This is a genomic window from Vibrio marinisediminis (assembly GCF_014050145.1).
Lineage (GTDB): Bacteria > Pseudomonadota > Gammaproteobacteria > Enterobacterales > Vibrionaceae > Vibrio > Vibrio marinisediminis.
On sequence record NZ_JACFYF010000011.1, the window covers coordinates 58,880 to 77,933 of the forward strand.

16 protein-coding genes are annotated in these 19,054 nt (G+C 42.6%); 10 read left to right on the top strand and 6 right to left on the bottom strand.

Annotated features, from left to right (window positions below; all coding sequences use genetic code 11):
• Positions 1-471 precede the first annotated feature (471 nt).
• Complete coding sequence (locus H2O73_RS15605) at positions 472-1,665, top strand: glycine C-acetyltransferase (protein WP_182109800.1); 1,194 nt, start codon at positions 472-474, stop codon at positions 1,663-1,665.
• 165 nt (positions 1,666-1,830) lie between these two features.
• On the top strand, positions 1,831-2,862 hold the full coding sequence (tdh, locus tag H2O73_RS15610; protein ID WP_182109802.1) for an L-threonine 3-dehydrogenase: 1,032 nt from the start codon (positions 1,831-1,833) through the stop codon (positions 2,860-2,862).
• Positions 2,863-3,011: 149 nt separating this feature from the next.
• Here the strand turns inward: tdh and H2O73_RS15615 are convergent, their stop codons facing one another.
• Positions 3,012-3,521: a MerR family transcriptional regulator gene (locus tag H2O73_RS15615; protein WP_182109804.1), complete on the bottom strand. Its 510-nt coding sequence runs from the start codon at positions 3,519-3,521 to the stop codon at positions 3,012-3,014.
• Positions 3,522-3,853: 332 nt separating this feature from the next.
• Positions 3,854-4,075, bottom strand: a complete 222-nt coding sequence (locus tag H2O73_RS15620; RefSeq protein WP_182109806.1) for a hypothetical protein — start codon at positions 4,073-4,075, stop codon at positions 3,854-3,856.
• A 522-nt stretch (positions 4,076-4,597) separates the two neighbouring features.
• On the opposite strand from H2O73_RS15620, the gene H2O73_RS15625 reads away from it, so the two are divergent.
• The 5 genes from H2O73_RS15625 (at position 4,598) to H2O73_RS15645 (ending at position 10,987) form a co-directional block, all read left to right on the top strand.
• The gene (locus H2O73_RS15625) at positions 4,598-5,806 is read left to right on the top strand and encodes a NupC/NupG family nucleoside CNT transporter (RefSeq protein ID WP_182109808.1); all 1,209 of its coding nucleotides are present in this window, start codon (positions 4,598-4,600) and stop codon (positions 5,804-5,806) included.
• 194 nt (positions 5,807-6,000) lie between these two features.
• A complete protein-coding gene (pepT, locus tag H2O73_RS15630) occupies positions 6,001-7,230 on the top strand; it encodes a peptidase T (RefSeq protein WP_182109810.1) in 1,230 nt (409 codons plus the stop codon).
• A gap of 52 nt (positions 7,231-7,282) precedes the next feature.
• Positions 7,283-7,750, top strand: a complete 468-nt coding sequence (locus tag H2O73_RS15635; protein WP_182109811.1) for a DM13 domain-containing protein — start codon at positions 7,283-7,285, stop codon at positions 7,748-7,750.
• A gap of 63 nt (positions 7,751-7,813) precedes the next feature.
• The gene (locus H2O73_RS15640; RefSeq protein ID WP_182109813.1) at positions 7,814-8,668 is read left to right on the top strand and encodes a mechanosensitive ion channel domain-containing protein; all 855 of its coding nucleotides are present in this window, start codon (positions 7,814-7,816) and stop codon (positions 8,666-8,668) included.
• A gap of 288 nt (positions 8,669-8,956) precedes the next feature.
• Positions 8,957-10,987, top strand: a complete 2,031-nt coding sequence (locus H2O73_RS15645) for an EAL domain-containing protein (protein WP_182109815.1) — start codon at positions 8,957-8,959, stop codon at positions 10,985-10,987.
• Positions 10,988-11,084: 97 nt separating this feature from the next.
• Here the strand turns inward: H2O73_RS15645 and H2O73_RS15650 are convergent, their stop codons facing one another.
• The 3 genes from H2O73_RS15650 to H2O73_RS15660 all read right to left on the bottom strand — a co-directional run bounded on the left by H2O73_RS15650 (position 11,085) and on the right by H2O73_RS15660 (position 14,114).
• Positions 11,085-11,423 carry an ArsR/SmtB family transcription factor gene (locus tag H2O73_RS15650; protein ID WP_182109817.1) on the bottom strand — a complete coding sequence of 113 codons (339 nt, stop codon included), beginning with the start codon at positions 11,421-11,423 and terminating at the stop codon, positions 11,085-11,087.
• A gap of 136 nt (positions 11,424-11,559) precedes the next feature.
• Complete coding sequence (locus H2O73_RS15655) at positions 11,560-12,180, bottom strand: PGAP1-like alpha/beta domain-containing protein (protein WP_182109819.1); 621 nt, start codon at positions 12,178-12,180, stop codon at positions 11,560-11,562.
• Positions 12,181-12,422: 242 nt separating this feature from the next.
• Positions 12,423-14,114 carry an L-lactate permease gene (locus H2O73_RS15660; RefSeq protein ID WP_182109821.1) on the bottom strand — a complete coding sequence of 564 codons (1,692 nt, stop codon included), beginning with the start codon at positions 14,112-14,114 and terminating at the stop codon, positions 12,423-12,425.
• Positions 14,115-14,275: 161 nt separating this feature from the next.
• Here H2O73_RS15660 and H2O73_RS15665 point away from each other — a divergent pair, with 161 nt between their 5' ends.
• Complete coding sequence (locus H2O73_RS15665; protein ID WP_182109822.1) at positions 14,276-15,175, top strand: LysR family transcriptional regulator; 900 nt, start codon at positions 14,276-14,278, stop codon at positions 15,173-15,175.
• A 29-nt stretch (positions 15,176-15,204) separates the two neighbouring features.
• On the opposite strand, the gene H2O73_RS15670 is transcribed toward H2O73_RS15665, so the two are convergent.
• Positions 15,205-15,699 carry a hypothetical protein gene (locus tag H2O73_RS15670; protein WP_182109824.1) on the bottom strand — a complete coding sequence of 165 codons (495 nt, stop codon included), beginning with the start codon at positions 15,697-15,699 and terminating at the stop codon, positions 15,205-15,207.
• Positions 15,700-15,912: 213 nt separating this feature from the next.
• On the opposite strand from H2O73_RS15670, the gene H2O73_RS15675 reads away from it, so the two are divergent.
• Complete coding sequence (locus tag H2O73_RS15675; protein WP_182109826.1) at positions 15,913-18,273, top strand: Lon protease family protein; 2,361 nt, start codon at positions 15,913-15,915, stop codon at positions 18,271-18,273.
• A gap of 181 nt (positions 18,274-18,454) precedes the next feature.
• Complete coding sequence (locus H2O73_RS15680) at positions 18,455-18,973, top strand: NUDIX hydrolase (protein ID WP_182109828.1); 519 nt, start codon at positions 18,455-18,457, stop codon at positions 18,971-18,973.
• The last annotated feature ends 81 nt before the right edge of the window (positions 18,974-19,054 follow it).

Genomic DNA, 19,054 nt, shown 5'->3' on the forward strand with positions numbered 1-19,054 from the left:
TTTTGTTATCCCCCAATGCGTTTCAAGATTGGAGATCGATTTGCCATAATTCTTCACATCTTGATATATATGAAAATAAAGGTTTTTTGAGATTTAGCTCGCGGTTTACGACGCCACAGCACGGTAATGTTCCTACAACGAAAACCCGTTAAGAGACCAAGATGCCCTATGCCGATGCGGTGCTCGACCTTTGGTCGACGCTCGAAACCATTATGTTGTTAACGTCAGCTATTTTTGTCGTTGCAGCTATCCAGTTGACGATGAACAGCTCTAAGTAAAACGAATTTGTGCCTGTGCTTCAATAATGTATTTCCACCTAGTAGGATAATTTTACCTTCTCATCTAGATTACACTTTATGGAAAAGGTTACATTGGTGTTAAGCCTGTTATAACCCATTGCCATCACTAGACGCTCAATGATGAAGTGTCGATGAGTACAATGAAAACTATAAAGATAGGAAGGAATTGAACATGTCATCTGCATTTTACCTACAGATTCAACAACAACTTGAAGATGCTAAGGCTGAAGGTCTTTATAAATCTGAACGTGTCATCACTTCTCAGCAGCAAGCTCAAGTGACAATCTCGACGGGTCAAGAAGTTCTCAACTTTTGTGCTAATAACTATCTAGGTCTTGCAAACCACCCATCTTTAATTGAAGCCGCGAGAGCCGGTATGGATAAACATGGTTTTGGTATGGCGTCAGCACGTTTTATTTGTGGTACGCAAGATATCCATAAGCAGCTTGAACAGAAGTTATCTCAATTCCTTGGCAAAGAAGACACCATTCTTTACACCTCTTGTTTTGATGCTAATACAGGTTTGTTTGAAACCATTCTAGATGCTGAAGATGCAATCATTTCAGATGCATTGAACCATGCTTCAATTATTGATGGTGTGCGCTTGTGTAAAGCAATGCGCTATCGCTATTCAAACAACAATATGGATGATCTTGAGCAACAATTGCTCGCAGCTAAAGAGGCGGGTGCTCGTAACACATTGATAGTGACAGACGGTGTGTTTTCAATGGATGGTGTTGTTGCAAACTTGCCTGCGATCTGCGATCTCGCGGACAAATACGGCGCATTGGTCATGGTCGATGACTCTCATGCCGTTGGCTTTATGGGACCAAATGGCGCGGGCACTCATGAATATCATGATGTGATTGATCGAATTGATATCATCACTGGCACATTGGGCAAGGCGATGGGGGGGGCATCGGGTGGTTACACGTCTGGAAAAAAAGAAGTTATCGATTGGTTACGCCAACGTTCTCGACCTTATCTATTTTCAAATGCTGTTGCGCCTGCCATTGTTAATGCGTCAATTCGGGTGCTGAAGCTACTGCAAGAAAGCGGTGATCTACGTGAACATTTATGGCAAAACGCCGAACATTTCCGTACGCGTATGTCTGAAGCTGGTTTTACCCTCGCAGGGGCTGATCATGCCATTATTCCTATAATGCTGGGTGATGCAAAATTGGCGGCGGAGTTTGCCGAACGATCATTGATGAAAGGCATTTACGTCGTTGGTTTCTCTTTCCCTGTTGTGCCAAAAGGGCAGGCCCGTATCCGTACACAAATGTCCGCGGCACATTCGCGTGAACAGTTAGATCGTGCAATCGATGTCTTTATTGAAGTCGGTCAAGATATGGGCATCATTTAAGTTTTTATTATTCTAATCTTATGCAGTGACAGCACATTTCACTTTACTTAATCAACGTATAATAAAATGATGAGTAGAGCTAATGAATCACCGAACTAAAAAATTAGTTTTAAGAAAGAGAATCTTTTGGCTCTAAGTTTTTAAAGGCATTTTCAGGAGTGTCGTATGAAAATAAAAGCATTAGCAAAGCTAAAGCCTGAAGAAGGTATTTGGATGACGGAAGTGGACAAGCCTGAGCTTGGTCACAATGATTTGCTGATTAAAATTAGCAAAACCGCTATCTGTGGTACAGATGTGCATATCTACAATTGGGACGAATGGTCACAAAAAAACATACCAATACCAATGGTCGTAGGCCATGAGTATGTAGGTGTAGTGGTTGATATCGGGCAAGAGGTGCGTGGATACGCTCTTGGTGATCGAGTGTCAGGTGAAGGGCATATAACCTGTGGCTATTGTCGAAATTGCCGAGCGGGTCGCAAGCATCTCTGCCGTAACTCGATTGGCGTAGGTGTAAACCGAATTGGCTGCTTTTCAGAGTATTTAGTGATTCCTGCCTTTAATGCTTTTAAGATCCCAGACGAAATATCAGATGATCTCGCCGCTATATTTGACCCCTTTGGTAATGCAGTGCATACCGCACTTTCATACGACTTGGTTGGCGAAGATGTGCTGATAACGGGGGCGGGACCTATTGGTATCATGGCGGCTGCGGTAGCAAAGCATGCCGGCGCTCGTCATGTGGTGATCTCTGATGTTAACGAGTACCGTCTTGATTTGGCGAGAAAAATGGGCGTAACGCGCGCGGTTAATGCTGCCAGTGAGTCATTAGAAGACGTGGTATCTGAATTAGGCATGTTAGCGGGCTTTGATGTTGGTTTGGAGATGTCAGGCAACCCTTCGGCATTTAGCTCGATGTTGAAAACCATTAATCATGGTGGTCATCTTGCCTTGTTAGGAATTCCACCATCAAATATGGGGATTGATTGGAACCAAGTAATTTTTAAAGGATTGAAGATAAAAGGTATTTATGGGCGTGAGATGTTTGAAACTTGGTACAAAATGGCGACTTTAATACAGTCGGGTTTAGATCTAACGCCAGTGATCACCCATCACTTCAAAGTTGATGATTTCCAAAAAGGCTTCGACGTCATGCGTAGTGGGATGTCTGGCAAAGTTATCCTGGATTGGAATTAGGAAGAGTAGGGCTTAAAACGCAGTGTTAGTACAGTATTATGATTAGCGAAAAGGTTTGATAGGCTACATGGTTCCTTAGGTTGTAAATATATTTCGCTCCGTCGTGCTGTGTTATAGAAAATAGCCTCTTCCTTGAGGCTACTGTGTCATTATAAAGCTCGAATTTTAGTGATTTCTTCACTCGAAATACCAAGAGACTCAAGGAACTTTTGGTGTTCCATTGGCTCTAGTTCTTCAAATTTTTGGTGCCACTTAACCATATCTGTTTCAGTGAATCCTGCGGCAACCATGATTTCTACCCAGCGTTGTTTATTCACAATATGTTCCTCTAATAGGCTCGGTTCTTGAAGTAACAAGACGACAGCTTTTTGCTGTGCCCTTAGGTTTTGGATCTCTCTCTCCAGTTCATTGAAGTGGTCTTTCAATATCTGTGCTTGAGATTCCCCGTTCCGGCTAAGCAAAGTGTGAATATTTGAAACTGACAAACCGTATGAACGGTAAGAAGTAATCGCTTCTAAGCGTTTTACTTCGTTTTCGCCATACCAACGGTATCCATTTTCAGAACGACAAGCTGGCATGAGCAGTTGTTCTTTTTCGTAGTACAAAATGGTTGTACGTGAAATTCCGAATTGTTTGGCGATTTGAGTGACAGTTAACATATAAACCCCATTGTTTGACCGAGTAGATATCATGAACCTTACACCTGTAGACGGGTCAATACGCTAATTGTACATTTCTTTGGTATGGCTTATACACGTAATAAGCTTTGGTTTTTTTCGATACATTTCTGTTGATATAGACCGCCTAGGGCAGCGCATACGCATTCTCAGTGGACCTAGTCTGGGACTCACTACTAGTTTTATTATTGAAGCACTTCCAAAGTGGCTTAGATGCCATGCGTAACGGGGTTATTTGGCAGGGAATACGAAATTGGTCGTCACTGAAGCTTTAGAGCCGAACATGAAGTTCGGCTTTTTCTTTGGTCCCATATTTATACGTATTCATCAACTCTATTCATTCTGCGTATGACGTTTTCACCTTGGAAGGTTTTTACAACCATGCCGTCTTCATTTCGAATTTGAATTTGATTGTGTTGGTTTAAAGACGCACTCAAATTATTGCCCTGCGTTTGCAGGCTTTGGTCGATAAATTTTGTTGCTGACTTTAAATCTTGCTGGATATGGGGTTGATAGATGGCATTTTGGATTCTCATGCATTCACCATTTATATTCAAAGTTTTGCCCAACCGTACACTGTACAAATTACCAACAAAATGAGTGTAGATCGAGTAGATTGAACATGAGTTGTGAATGAATTCTCATCTCTACGCTGAAGGTAAAAAGAACCCCGCGAGGAAGCGGGGCAAGAAGGTTGTTAGAATTGTTATTGCCCAACTGACGATTGTTGTGAACACGTTTTTAAACTTCTTTAAGCGTAGAAATGAAGTTATTTATTTGCCATTGAGATTATGTGTTTAGTTTGTTTTCTAGTCAGCAACGGGATCTTGCTCCAAAAATATGGCTCATACTGCAAACGGACAAACCGATTGCGTGGTTAAAATTTGTTCGGTTGAACGTTTGCGTGAAAATATGTGATGAACATCCCGATTCTATCGCTATACTTGCCGCCCGGTTATGGGTAAAAACCCAACCAATACAAGCCGTCACATGGACGAGTGAATGACCCCAAGGACAGGACCAGCTGTTAATTCAATGCTTGTATAAGGTAATCTTAAGTGAATGTGATTTTTGGTTTGATCGGTGTCCTCGTCCTTATTGGATGCGCAGTACTGTTGTCAGAGAGCCGCAAGGCAATCAATTGGAAAACAGTATCGAGAGCGATGCTTCTACAGGTGGGCTTTGCCGCCTTGGTTCTTTACTTCCCTTGGGGACAAGTAGCATTAGCCAGTTTAAGTGGTGGTGTTGCTAGTCTTCTATCTTTTGCCGATGAAGGCATCAAATTCCTTTTTGGTGACCTTGCTAATACCGGTTTTATTTTTGCTATCCGCGTTCTCCCTATTATTATCTTTTTTAGTGCGGTTATCTCAGCGCTTTACTACCTTGGTATCATGCAACGTGTAATTGAGTTTATTGGTGGTGGGATCCAAAAATTCCTAGGCACCAGTAAAGCGGAATCACTCGTAGCGACAGGTAATATTTTCTTGTCACAAGGTGAATCGCCTCTTCTTGTTCGCCCTTTCCTTTCTCGCATGACTCGCTCTGAACTATTCGCTGTAATGGCTGGTGGTATGGCATCTGTTGCGGGCAGTGTGCTAGGTGGCTATGCTGGTTTAGGGGTTGATCTTAAGTATCTGATTGCAGCGAGCTTTATGGCAGCACCAGGTAGCTTGATGATGGCTAAGATCATCGTGCCTGAGCGTGGTACGCCTGTAGATCAAACTGACATTGAAATGGATAAAGCACAAGATAGCAACGTGATTGATGCGCTTGCTAGTGGCGCGATGAACGGTATGAAAGTCGCAGTTGCGGTAGGTACAATGCTGATCGCCTTTGTTTCTGTTATCGCAATGGTGAACACGGGTTTAGAAAACCTTGGTGAGCTGGTTGGTTTCTCGGGTATTACTTTACAAAGCGTCTTTGGTTATTTATTTGCACCACTGGCATGGGTGATTGGTATACCATCAAATGAAGTATTGATGGCGGGTTCGTACATTGGTCAAAAAGTTGTGATGAATGAGTTTGTTGCATTTATTGACTTTGTTGAACACAAGCAATTACTTTCTGAACATTCACAAGTTATCGTGACTTTTGCTCTATGTGGATTTGCGAACATTGGCTCAATCGCTATTCAGCTTGGTTCGATAGGTGTTATTGCACCAGAACGTCGTTCAGAAGTGGCTAATTTAGGCTTAAAAGCCGTCGCGGCAGGTACGCTGGCCAACTTAATGAGCGCCTGCTTAGCGGGTATTTTTATTCTGCTTTAAGTGGAAAATTGAATGAAACGCCATCTTTGATGGCGTTTTTTTTATCTCTCAAACGGTAAACTATGCTTTCAAACAACAAAAAGCACTGGATTAGCTGTAATACTACGAAGTAAATCATTGAATTGTGGAATTCTGGCAACAAGATTGACTGAATTGAAGCGATATTTAGAAATACTTTAAGAGATGTAGTAATTATGGATAACCTGGTAACCCGTTTCTTGCGTTATGTCACTTTTGATACGCAATCTAACCCTGCAAACCCACTATGCCCGAGCAGTAAAGGGCAATTTACCTTTGCTGATCAGTTGAAAAGTGAGCTTATCACTCTCGGTTTGAGTGATGTCAGCTTAGATGATAACGGCTACCTAATGGCTCGTCTGCCGAGCAATGTTGACTATGCGGTTCCAGCAATAGGCTTTATTGCTCACATGGATACGGCACCAGACGCTTCGGGAGCAAATGTAAAACCACAACTTGTTGAGAACTACCAAGGTGGAGACATCGCTTTGGGGCTAGGTGAACAAGTTTTATCTCCAGTTCAATACCCAGATCTTCATCAGTTACATGGTCACAGCATAATTACCACAGATGGTACAACACTGTTAGGTGCCGATAACAAAGCGGGTATTGCTGAGATCATTACCGCCGTTGCCACATTAATTGCGAACCCAAGCATTCCCCATGGTGACATTTGTATTGGCTTTACGCCAGATGAAGAGATTGGTCGTGGTGCTAATTACTTTGATGTTGAAAAGTTTGGTGCCAAGTGGGCTTACACCATTGATGGTGGACCTGTAGGTGAGCTTGAGTACGAAAACTTTAATGCAACTAGTGCTGATGTGATTGTTCATGGCGTTAACGTGCATCCGGGAACGGCTAAAGGCAAGATGGTTAACTCAATGAACATCGCCGCTCGTTTCCAAGCAATGATGCCAGCGGATGAAACTCCGGAATGTACAGAAGGCTATCAAGGATTCTACCATCTTAAATCAGCGGAAATGTCGGTAGCTCGCAGTGAACTCGGCTACATTATTCGTGACTTTGACCGTGAAGGTTTAGCTGAGCGCAAAGCGTTTATGCAAACTACCGTTGATGCACTGAATGCGCAGCTAACTCAAGGTTCTGTTGAACTAAAAATGACTGACAGCTACTTCAATATGAAAGAGATGGTCGAGCCATATCCACACATTATCAAATTGGCTCAGCAAGCAATGATTGCATGTGACATTGAGCCGATGATTAAACCAATCCGCGGTGGTACAGATGGTGCGAGACTTTCCTTTATGGGGCTACCATGCCCGAATATTTTTACGGGCGGCTACAACTTCCATGGCATACATGAATTCATTACCGTGGAAGGGATGTCGCAAGCGGTAAAGGTTATTGTGAAGTTGTCAGAAAAAACGGCATTGGAATACCGATAATACGCGAAATGCTCTACGATTGAGGTAAGTACTTCATTCTTAGGAGCTTCTAATGAGAATCCTGCTACTTTTAGGTTCCCATCTTATCTTCGCAGTGGTGGGCTTTGCATTAGGTATTTATGCATTGCCCATACTGACTCAGCCCAAATCACCTGCGATGCAAGAAATACAAAATATTTCTCAGCACGCGCTCTACAACGGCATGTTTCAACGAGAAAGATTGGATAGTGATTTTCTTCATTGGGGGGAGGGCTCTATAGCGATCAGCGATACTCAGATTGTTTTTATAGGCGAACTTGCTCCAGGGCCAGATTACAAGTTGTATCTTTCACCTGTCTTTGTTGAAACTGAGCAATCATTCGAACAGTATAAAGATACGATGATCCAAATAGGGGACATCAAAACCTTTGATCGATTCAGTCTGGATTTACCTCCAGGGGTAAACGTTGCGGAGTTCAATACAGTAGTAGTATGGTGTGAAAGTTTTGCAGAGTTTATTACATCCGCTCGCTATAATTGACGCACTTTGATTTGCTCGATTGAGAAAAAGAGTCACTAAAACAATTGATTACAGGAGTAACACGTGGAGAAAGTACAAGCAGTTATCGATTTTCTTCTTGCTCATAAAGTTATATTTTCTGTTGTTATCATCACCATCATTTCCATAATCCGTCGATTTACTCTTTCCAAGATTCGCGGTGATGTTGCATTTGTCTCTGAAGACCAACGTAAATGGATGTCTCGAACTAAAAATGGTTCATTTACGACTATCGTTTTATTGCTATTCATACTTTGGCAATCCGAACTCAATGAGTTTGCTCTTTCTTTAACTGCCATTGCGGTTGCGGTTGTTGTCGCGAGCAAAGAAATTATTCTTTGTTTTACTGGTTCAATTCAAAGAGCGAGTTCACGCTCGTTTAGAATTGGTGACTGGATTGAAGTGGGTAAGTTGTGCGGTGAAGTCATCGAGCACAATATGATGGCCACCGTCATTCAAGAAATCGATTTATACCATGGGCAATATCATTTCACAGGGAAAACAGCGACGTTGCCAAACAGTATGTTCTTCACATACCCAGTTAAAAATTTAAATTTCATGAAGCGTTTTGTCTACCATGATTTTTCTATTGTGGTGCGGGACTTTGTCAACCTTTACCCAATGCTACCTGAGATGATTGGTAAAATTGAAGACCATTGTATGGATTTTATTGAGGTCGCTCGTCGTTATAATTCTATTATTGAGCGACATGCCGGAGTCGACTTACCGGGTTCAGAACCTCATATTCACATCAATAGCACTCCTACGGGTGAACAAGCGATACATGTGATGATCTTTTGCCCAACGGAGCAGGCTAACCATATCGAGCAGCTTATTCGTCGAGATTTTATGGAGCTGTATGAAGAACGTTTCGCTGAGAAAGTGAAAACAGAACAATAGCCTATAATTTCTACATCTATCAATAAGGGTTAGGATGTAAAAGATTAATCCTAACCATAAATAATCCCAATGGAACTTTGTATTCATAGGGAGTAATGTGCGCCTACGTGCTTATATGTCACGGCTTGTTGTTATCGGATACTAAGTCATGGCATAGGTACGTTGGAATTTGGCGCAGTTGATAGAACAACGACCTCAGCAATGAGGGACTCCGCAAGGGATTATTAGGGGCGGCATTTCTATTTGCATGGCTTATAAAAACGCAAATATAAGAGATAAAACCCTCACATGAATTTTCAATCCCTCTATCGAGTGATAGCGAGTACATCAGAAAATAGTTACATTAATGGCTTGTGTAATGTCTTTCTGATGCTTCTGCCGATCAGCTTACTTTCAGCATTTTGTATGCTCATTGGTAATGGTTTAACCATGATCGGCATGATGGAATTATCAGACAAGGTTCTATTGATTAGTACTTTGATCTGGAAGCTTTTTCCTATTCTTCTGGTGGTTTATTATTCGCAGTTTTTGGCAACATTGCACAAAACATCCCGTACAAATGTGATTACCCCTTCACTACTTATTTACGTATTACTTGGTCACGAGTGGGGTCTGCTGCACTCGGGCTCAATGATTCCAACCAATTATCCCTTAGCCATTTTTATCCCGCTGCTCGTCAGTAAAACGACAGAGATTTTAGAGCGCAAAAAGTTGTTTATGGAAAGTGAACTACCTAACGTAGTTGACCAGACCATTAACCTTGTTGGCGCTTGTATCTTCATGGTGGTGTTGTTCGCGGGAGCAGGCTTCTTGTTCAAAGGTTGGATTCAATCAATCGGTGAGTTTGTTCGACTCATTCCTAGCCTTGATGAATACTCATTGGGTGACGCTCTACTATACGAATTGGTCCGTAACTTATTTTGGAGTATCGGCGTAAACGGCCATATTATTCTGGCACCGCTAAAAAATGAACTGTACGAATTTACCAATCAAAGCTTTGAGCTCTACGCAACGTTTGGTACACCGTTACCAATTTTGACGAGCAATTTTTACGATATTTACGCAGGGATAGGCGGGGCGGGCAATACGCTAAGCTTAGTTTTGTGTATGTTACTGTTTACTCGAAATAAGGGTTATCGCGCTCTTGCTATCGCGACATTATTCCTTAGTATTTTCAATATTAATGAACCAATATTGTTTGGATTGCCGGTCATTTTTAACCCTGTACTGGTGATTCCCTTCTTGTTGGCACCCATTGCTGGTTTAACGTTGGCGTACATTGCGACGTCACTCGGCTGGGTTGACCCAATTTCAACCATTGTCAGTTGGATGACACCGGCATTCTTTAGTGGTTATCTAGCAACAGGTAATGATCTTTCGGCGTCTGTTTTGCAGTTAGTGATCGTATTAGTAGGCATTGCTATTTATCTGCCTTTCTTCAAGCAAATGGACAAGGTTGTCGGTTCTAACGCTATTTTTACCAAAGGTTTGTCGGATAACTTTTTTAACTATCGTGATCTTGGCAATAGCCGTACGGTGATGGGCGTACTGCCCCAAATGAGTTCGAATTTAGCTGCGCAGCGTGATATTAGCCAGCTACAGAAAACCGGTGAATTTGTTCTGTTTTATCAACCTCAATATGACATGACTCGTCGTTGTGTGAACTCATTAGAAGTGTTGATACGCCACCGTAGTTACGATGGAAAAATTACACCACCAATTTTCTTGTCCAACTTTGCTAAACTGGGGTTAACCTCAGAATTGGATCTATGGGTGGTTAAGCAAGCATTAAACGAAGTGAGTCCGCTTGCTGCAAACCCAAACTTTAAAGTATCAATTAATATTTCGCCAGACACATTTCTGATTGAAGGTTTTGCCAAAATAGTCACCAATTTAATTGAGAAAAGTAGCTTATCTTTCAGCCAAGTTGAATTTGAAATCACCGAAGACTTGTTGATTCAAGATGAAGAAAAAACCTGGTCAGTACTACAAGAATTGCGTCGAATGGGTATTCGAATTGCTCTTGATGACTTCGGTGCTGGGTACTCTTCAATTGGTTACTTGAGCCGTTACGAGTTTGATAAAGTGAAAATCGATCGCTCTTTAGTGCTTAACTTAAATCAGAAAAACGGCAAAGAGATGTTCAGTTTAACCAGCCAACTTGTGCGAACAACAGGTGCTGAGATTGTGGTTGAAGGTGTTGAACTGCAGGAAGAAATTGACTTTATGGTCGCTCAAAATATACATCTAATCCAGGGTTTCTATTTTTACAAACCGATGCCATTCGAAGAAGTGGTTGAGAAAAGTCTATTTTGCTAGTGTGAACATTTAAAGAAGAAGAGGGCGTGATGCCCTCTTTTTTAATGCTTGAATTTTGAACTCTAGGTTTGCCTAAACGGAAGGATGCAAGGTTTGGCTACTCGATGATTTGCTCAAATAGCTGAATAAATTGCTTGGCAGAATTTGTATTCACTCGGTAACACGTTTTGGGTGGATTAGGTTCGGCAATAATAAATCCAGCCATTTTTAGAATACGTAAGTGTTCAGAAACGGTCGATTGGGCTAAACCAAGTTGAGATACCAATTCACTGTTTAAGCAGCCACCCTTTCTTTCTAGTACCAGCAGTGTTTTTAAAATACGTACACGAGCGGGATGCGAAAGTGCTTTTGCTTGTGTGGCAAATTGTTGCTCCAATTCGAGCTGTTGTTGGTTGGCTTGCAGTAAAGATGCATCAGTCGAATTACATAGGTCCATATTCAGTCTAAACAGTTAATCGTTAATTGACGATATGATAGGAGCATACCGTTCTTCGATCAAGTCCTGCCTGTTGAAAGCACCCCAGCATGAAAACAGGTGTTCTTTGTTATCGAATCATAAAGAGGGGGATGCTTTAACCGTGGTTAAACCGATTATGATGAATGAAGTGCTCGATCTGCTGAGGAACAAACGAATTATAGATAAGACTGGTGTGCGAGCTAGGCGTTTGAATGTGGTCTGTCATACCGTCAATTCGAGTTTCTTCTACGGTCACCGTGCCATCAGACATTATGGTTCTATCCATCATTAAAAGTGCTCGGGCACCGACAGGGAGTGTGCCTGCAATACAGCCTAGTTTTTGTGGGAAATCCCATCGGTCTTCATGAATATTCAGCCCATGTTCGGGTGAGTTGCCGAGTATCGCATCAATACCCAACTCTCTAATTCGATGTACTATCGATGCGCCCCTAATTGGGGTTCCAATGGTGATAACATGGCTAATCTCCTTGGTATTGCTCTGCCTTTCAGCTAAATAGCTTTTAATGATTAAGCCACCAAGGCTATGACCAACTAGTATATTTGTGCAATCTGGCGATAGAGCACGATCAATCTTATTAAAAACACGCTGTTTTTCAATCGCTAGAGTGTTGTAGGTAATTACTTGGGTGTGAGCCCCTAACTTACGTAGCTTATGACTGAGAGGTTGCATAACTAAACCATGCATATATAACCCATGTAATATGATGATCTTCATTGCTGCCCCCGCGTTACGTTTAGTCTCTGCGATTATAATGGCATGCTTGAAGCTAGGAAACGATGTGATTTGTCATTTTTGACATTGATTTGTCTAGAATTTGGCGTTGATGTTCGGGAGGGAACGATCAGCATAAGCGCAATCGCAGTCTTGTCGGACATAATGAACATCAACGCCAAAAGCGGTAAAACTTGTCAATCATTACCGAGCGAAGCTTTTGGGGCTCCACTCGTTACAATGGTCTATTTCATTAATACGTCGCTGAACTGGAAACCATAGATGATCACTAGACCAATAATTCCTGTCATTACTAAGTAATAGAATGTTGGGATTATGGTTTTTCGTAGCGTTGCACCTTCTCTACCAAGCAGTCCGACCGTCGCTGACGCCGCGACGACGTTGTGAATCGCAATCATATTACCTGCGGCTGCACCGACGGCTTGCAGGGCGACAACCACTACGCTAGAGATGGTAAGCGTTTGGGCTACTTCAAACTGGAATTGGCTGAACATCATATTGGAAACGGTATTTGATCCGGCAATAAACGCACCTAAGGCTCCAACCGTCGCACTTAGGGCTGGGAAAGCGCTGCCAACAGTGCTCGCCGCAAAGTTCGCTGTCGTTACCGGCATGCTGGCTAGATCGGCACCGTTCACACCAGAGTTAATAAAGATACGTACCATAGGAATAGTGAAAAGTAACACGAAGCCCGCCCCAACAAGAGTCTTGCTCGATTCAGTGAAAGCCGCACCAAGTGGTTTGATACTTTTTGCTTGTAGCAACACAGCAACAAGCGCAACAAAAACCAAGATACCACCGGGTAAGTAGAGCGGTTGAATTGCGGTGCTAATTCCGACTTCGCCCAGAATGTTGCTAAACGATAAGCTCACATCCGTTAGCATGCCTTTAAATTGTGTACTAACGCGGCTAGCAACTAACACAACTGCCAAAAGTACGTAAGGTGCCCATGCGCGAACTAAGCTCATTGGTTTGTTTGTGTCATTCTTCAGTTCAATCTTCAGTGAACCAAGCCATTCTGCTGGCCACTTATCTTCAGATTCGAAATCCCATTTAGTTTTAGGAACTAAGAATCCTTTCTTCGCCGCTGATACCACGATGGCTAAGCCAAACAAACCGCCAATTAGAGAAGGGAACTCGGCACCTAAAAAGACACCGGTTAGCGCGTAAGGAATGGTAAAAGCAACACCTGCGAATAGCGCGAACGGAAGAATGTCTAAACCTTCACGCCAGCTTTTGTTTTTGCCAAAGAAGCGGGTCAACATCATTGCCATTAGCACTGGGATTAGCGTACCAACACAAGCATGGATTAGCGCAACGCTAGAAGTGATTTGCTGTAGGTAGATATCCCAGCTAGAACCATTTTCGATTAACGCATTGCCGATGAGGTGCGTATCTAACCCTTTATTTACCCCAACAATGATAGGTGTTCCTACCGCTCCAAACGATACCGGTGTCGATTGAATCATCATCCCCATTAATACCGCTGCTAGGGCAGGGAATCCAATTGCAACCAGTAAAGGAGCAGCAATGGCTGCCGGTGTGCCAAAGCCTGATGCACCTTCAATGAATGAGCCGAAGCACCAAGCGATAATGATGGCTTGTACGCGACGGTCTTCTGATATATCCGTAAAACCATTGCGAATGGTCGTGATCGCACCGGTGTGTTTAAGGGTGTTTAGTAAAAAGATGGCACCAAATACGATCCAAAGAACAGAGACGGTGATCCCCAGCCCCTGAAATATAGAAGCGATGACTCGAGTGGTCGACATGTCCCAAAATAATAGGGCAATGGCGACAGTTAGACCAAACGCGACAGGCATCGCGCGTTTTGCTGGCCAATCAAGACCAACAAGAAGTATCGCTGCCACCAGTATCGGTGAAAATGCGACAAGTGCTAAGAGTGTTTCATTCATGGAGTACTTCCTTTCTCGGGCAGAACAAACAAAGGCTGACGGTTGATTTTTTATTAGAATATTTGTGTTTTTATTGTTAACTCGATGTGAATCTTACGCTTTATTTTTTGTTGATATAGAGAGATAATGAAAATTATTAGTTCCAAAAATGGTGTAATCAGATGCGTGCCGATGATTTAATTTTGTTTTCTCAAGTTTTTGAGCTTGGCAGTTTTAGTAAGGTAGCGGAGCAAAATAATCTTACAAACTCAGTGGTTAGCAAGAGAATCGCTCGTTTGGAAGAGCAGGCTGGTGTCCAATTACTCTATCGAACCACACGAAAGTTGACCTTAACCGAAGCAGGACGAGCTTTGTTACAGGGTGCCAAAAATGTGAAGCAAGCCACTCAAGAAGCCGTCGATTCAGTCTCTGGATTTGGTGAGAGAGTGACCGGGCATATAAAAATGTCGGTTCCTACGATTTCTGGGGATCTGTTATTAGCTCAAGCGGTTGCTGAATTTTGCAATATGCACCCAGGTTTAACCGTCGATATGTCGTTAGACAACCGCTTTGTGGATTTAGTGGATGGTGGATATGACTTAGTGATTAGAACCGGATACTTAGAAGACTCGAGCCTGATTGCACGCCATATCATTGATTCGCAGTGGGTGGTGTGTGCATCACCAGAATATATTGCAAGGTACAGCAAACCGCAAAGTCCGAATGATCTACTGACACACAATTGTTTGCAATATGCTTACCAAACAACGGGCGCAAGCGAGTGGGAATTTAAAGGCAGCAAAAAAAATAAGATTATTCGAGTGACCGGAAACTTCTCAACAGATAACGCCACGGCGCTAAGAAAAGCGGCATTAGGCGGTTATGGTATTGCCTATATGCCACGTTGCTTGGTCTATCATGATTTAAATAGTGGAGACTTGATCGACTTGTTTCCCGAACAAGTGGGTAAACGCCTTGGCATTTATGCGGTTTATCCCTTTACCCGCCAACCACCTAAGAAAGTTAAGTTGTTAATAGAACACATTAAGACGCGCTATCTCGAAAATGCTCATTATTTTTAACTTTGACGAAATAGGACTGTGCGCGCGAGTTAATTGACCAGCGCTACTGGCGTCGACATTGGCTGAGCGCCTCTTAGGGTATCGAAATAGTGTTGAGCTTTTTGCAGCAACTCATATTCAAACATCCAACTTGCGCTTCTTTGTGAACAGCAGAATGCACCGATGTGATTAAGTAGGTCATGATTGCTTTTGGCAATCAGATGCTCGAGAGAGTTAATCAATTCACATCGCTCGATAGTCAGAAATTGAAATAACGCATAGGCTCTATTTAAACAATCGAAAGCGGCTTGATATTGACCCATACGATTCAATATTTGTGACTGGGAAACCGCAGCATCACGATAGGTTGTGATCATGCAAACAAATTGACAAGGTTTGGTGTTTTCGTCAGCAATGGCGGCTTGGATATGAATGGGTAGCTGTGGCAGCACTTGATCGTATAGATACTGGGCTTCAGGCCAATGCCCCTGTTCAAGCAACTGTTGTGCTTTTAGGTAGTGGTTCCAACACTGTGGAAGATCCATACTGATCAACTCCTCACTTACAATTACATTTACGCTCAACGCGATTGAAACTCATTTAAATGCAAATGAATATCAATTGCAAATAAAAAGTTATTAAATACAACTTGACTATTATTTGAGCGGTTAAACCTGATTACAGTCTAAGTCACTAAAATGTAAATGGAATTCAACTACACTGTGAATTAGGACACGCGCAGTGATAAGGAAATGAAGATGACGATAGAAAAGCTAGTGGCTAGTCAACTTTACCACGCAACGGAACTCGATCAGTTACCAAGCAAGTCGACAAAAGATTTGCCGCCAATAGATGAAATAGTGGGTCAAGAGCGCGCGCAAAAAGCAGTTGAATTTGCTATGTCGATCAAAGAGAAGGGCTATAACATCTATGCCATCGGTCAAAATGGCTTAGGTAAGCGCACCATGATTTTGCGCTATCTGCATCGACATAAGACCAATGTCTCTGATTTGTATGACTGGTGTTATGTTTCTGATTTTCATAATAATAGAACGCCGAAGGTGCTTAAGTTGCCTTGTGGTGTTGGCAAAGGGTTTAAGCACGATATTGAAAAAATGATCGCTAAACTCGTTCTTGCCATGCCATTGGCTTTTGACAATGAGCTGTATATTAGTCGAGCAGAGAAGCTAAAGTCTCAGTTAGCACAAAAACAAGCGCTTGAACTGGAATCAATCAGTAAAGAAGCGCAAGAGAAAAGCATCAGCTTAACCATGACGACGCAAGGTGATTATCAATTTGTCGCTATGGATGGGGAAGAGTTACATACAGAAGAAAGCTTTGATGAGTTATCGATAAAAGAGCAAGAACAATTTGGTGCTACGATCGACGAGTTAGAAGTTAAATTGCGCAATATGGTTAGAGAGCTAACCGAGTGGGAAGAAACCTTCAGTGAGAAAATTAAAAAGCTGAATGACGACGTAACATTGGATGTGATTGCCCACTTTATCAAGCAATTGAAAGAGGACTATTCACAGTACCCTGAAATTAAGCTTTACCTATCAGAGCTACAAAAAGACATCGTTGAAAACGCTGAGATCTTTTTGGAGCAAGGGAATGAACAAGCTGAAATAGCAGCAGCCTCATTAGATAAGAAATTGCCGCGTCGCTACAAAGTCAATATTTTGGTCAATCGCAAAGCCTGTGAATTCCCTGTTGTAGTGGAAGAGAATCCAAACTACCACAGCTTATTTGGTTACATTGAAACAGCGACTTATAAAGGCACGGTATTCACTGACTTTTCATTGATTCGAGCAGGCAGTTTGCACAAAGCCAATGGTGGCGTATTGCTGATAGATGCGCAGAAGGTGTTAGAGCAGCCATACGTATGGGATGGTTTAAAACGCGCGTTGCGCTCACGCCAATTGAGCTTCACTTCGTTAGAGAAAGAACTGACGCTGACTGGCGCCGTTTCACTTGATCCTGAACCCATTCCATTGGATGTGAAAATTATTCTGTTTGGTGATTACCGCACTTATCAGTTGTTGCAGCATTACGATCCGGAATTTAGTGAACTATTCCGAGTTACCGCCGATTTTGAAGATGAGATGAAGCGTACATCAGATTCAGAAATGCATTACGCGAGATTTATTTCAAGCGTCGTTCACGATAACAATATGCTGCATTGTGATCGGAAAGCCATCGCTCGAATTATTGAGCACAGCTCGAGGTTGGCAGGTGATCAGAATAAATTGTCACTGCATTCGGCAAATATCGCCAATTTACTCCGTGAATCAAACTACGTAGCAAAACAAGCCAATGCAAATATGATTCGCTCAAGTCATGTTGAGGAGGCGCTGGCTAACCAAGAATTACGCGTGAGTCGCTTAAAAGATGCGGTCATGGAAGGGTTTATCAATGGAACGACCTTAATCCGTACCGAAGGATTGGCTATAGGGCAAGTGAATGCTCTGTCGGTGTTGAGCACAAGTGAATACATGTTTGGTGCTCCTAACCGCATTACTGCCACGACATGTTATGGCGACGGAGATGTGATTGATATTGAGCGCAGCGTTGACTTAGGTGGCAGTATTCACTCAAAAGGAGTGATGATACTAACCGCTTACCTCTCCTCTGTATTTGGCAAAACAGCCAAAGTGCCATTAACGACTACTATCACGTTTGAACAATCTTACGGTGGGGTGGATGGTGACAGTGCCAGTATGGCCGAGTTCTGTGCGGTGGTATCGGCGTTTTCTAAACAACCCAATCGACAAGATATCGCCATTACGGGCTCTATGAATCAGTTTGGTGAGTCGCAACCGATTGGTGGCGTGAACGAAAAAATAGAGGGCTTCTTTGACGTTTGTGGCATTAAAGGTAGGACATCAGAGCAAGGGGTGATCATTCCGCGCTCTAACATGCATAACTTGATGTTACGCCCTGACGTGGTTAAAGCGGTAGAGAAAGGCGAGTTTAATATTTGGGCGATAGACCATGTTACAGAGGCGATTGAAATTTTCTCTGGTAAACCAGCTGGAACACCAAGTGATGAGGGTAGCTACCCGATTGATACCATCTATGGGATTGCGCAGGCTAAATTGAATGCATTGCGGAAGTAGTACTCAGAAACAGAGTTAGGCTCTCCTTGGAGAGCCTTTTTTCTATGCAAGCTCAAATACTGAATAAGGTTGATTGAGCGTTTGCTATTGTCGATACAAGTACATGGCTGCGATGGAGTGGGTCGCTCGTTAATGCGTATTATGATAATATCGCCGCCTTTCTGGACTATCAGTAGTAATAATGAGACATCTAAAAACAACCATTCACCCTGATATTGATCACCTCGACGATAAAACGGTTTTTCAACGCAAAGCGGCGCGAGCCATTGTGATTGATGGCGAAGATATTCTATTGCTTTATACAGAGCGCTATCACGACTATACCATTCCTGGTGGTGGCCTAGATGACGGTGAAGATGTTATTGCTGGATTAGTGCGAGAACTAGAAGAAGAGACCGGCGCGCAGAACATTCACAACATTAAACCATTTGGTATTTTTGAAGAGTTTCGTCCTTGGTACAAAGACGACGCAGATATTATGCATATGACGTCTTACTGTTATACCTGCAAAATCGACCGTGAATTGGGTGAAACCGATTACGAAGATTATGAGATTAAAAATGGTATGAAGCCAGTGTGGCTAAACATCCATGACGCGATCGCACACAATGAAAAAACGATGGCAGAAAGTCCTAAGAAGGGCATGAGTATTGAGCGGGAGACATTTCTGCTGCACTTGATAGCCAAAGAGATGCTGTAACCAAAATGAAGACAAGCCCGCGAATCGCGGGTTTGTTGTTTTTGAAGGTTAGCTAATAAAATTATTAACAGCGGCAACTTG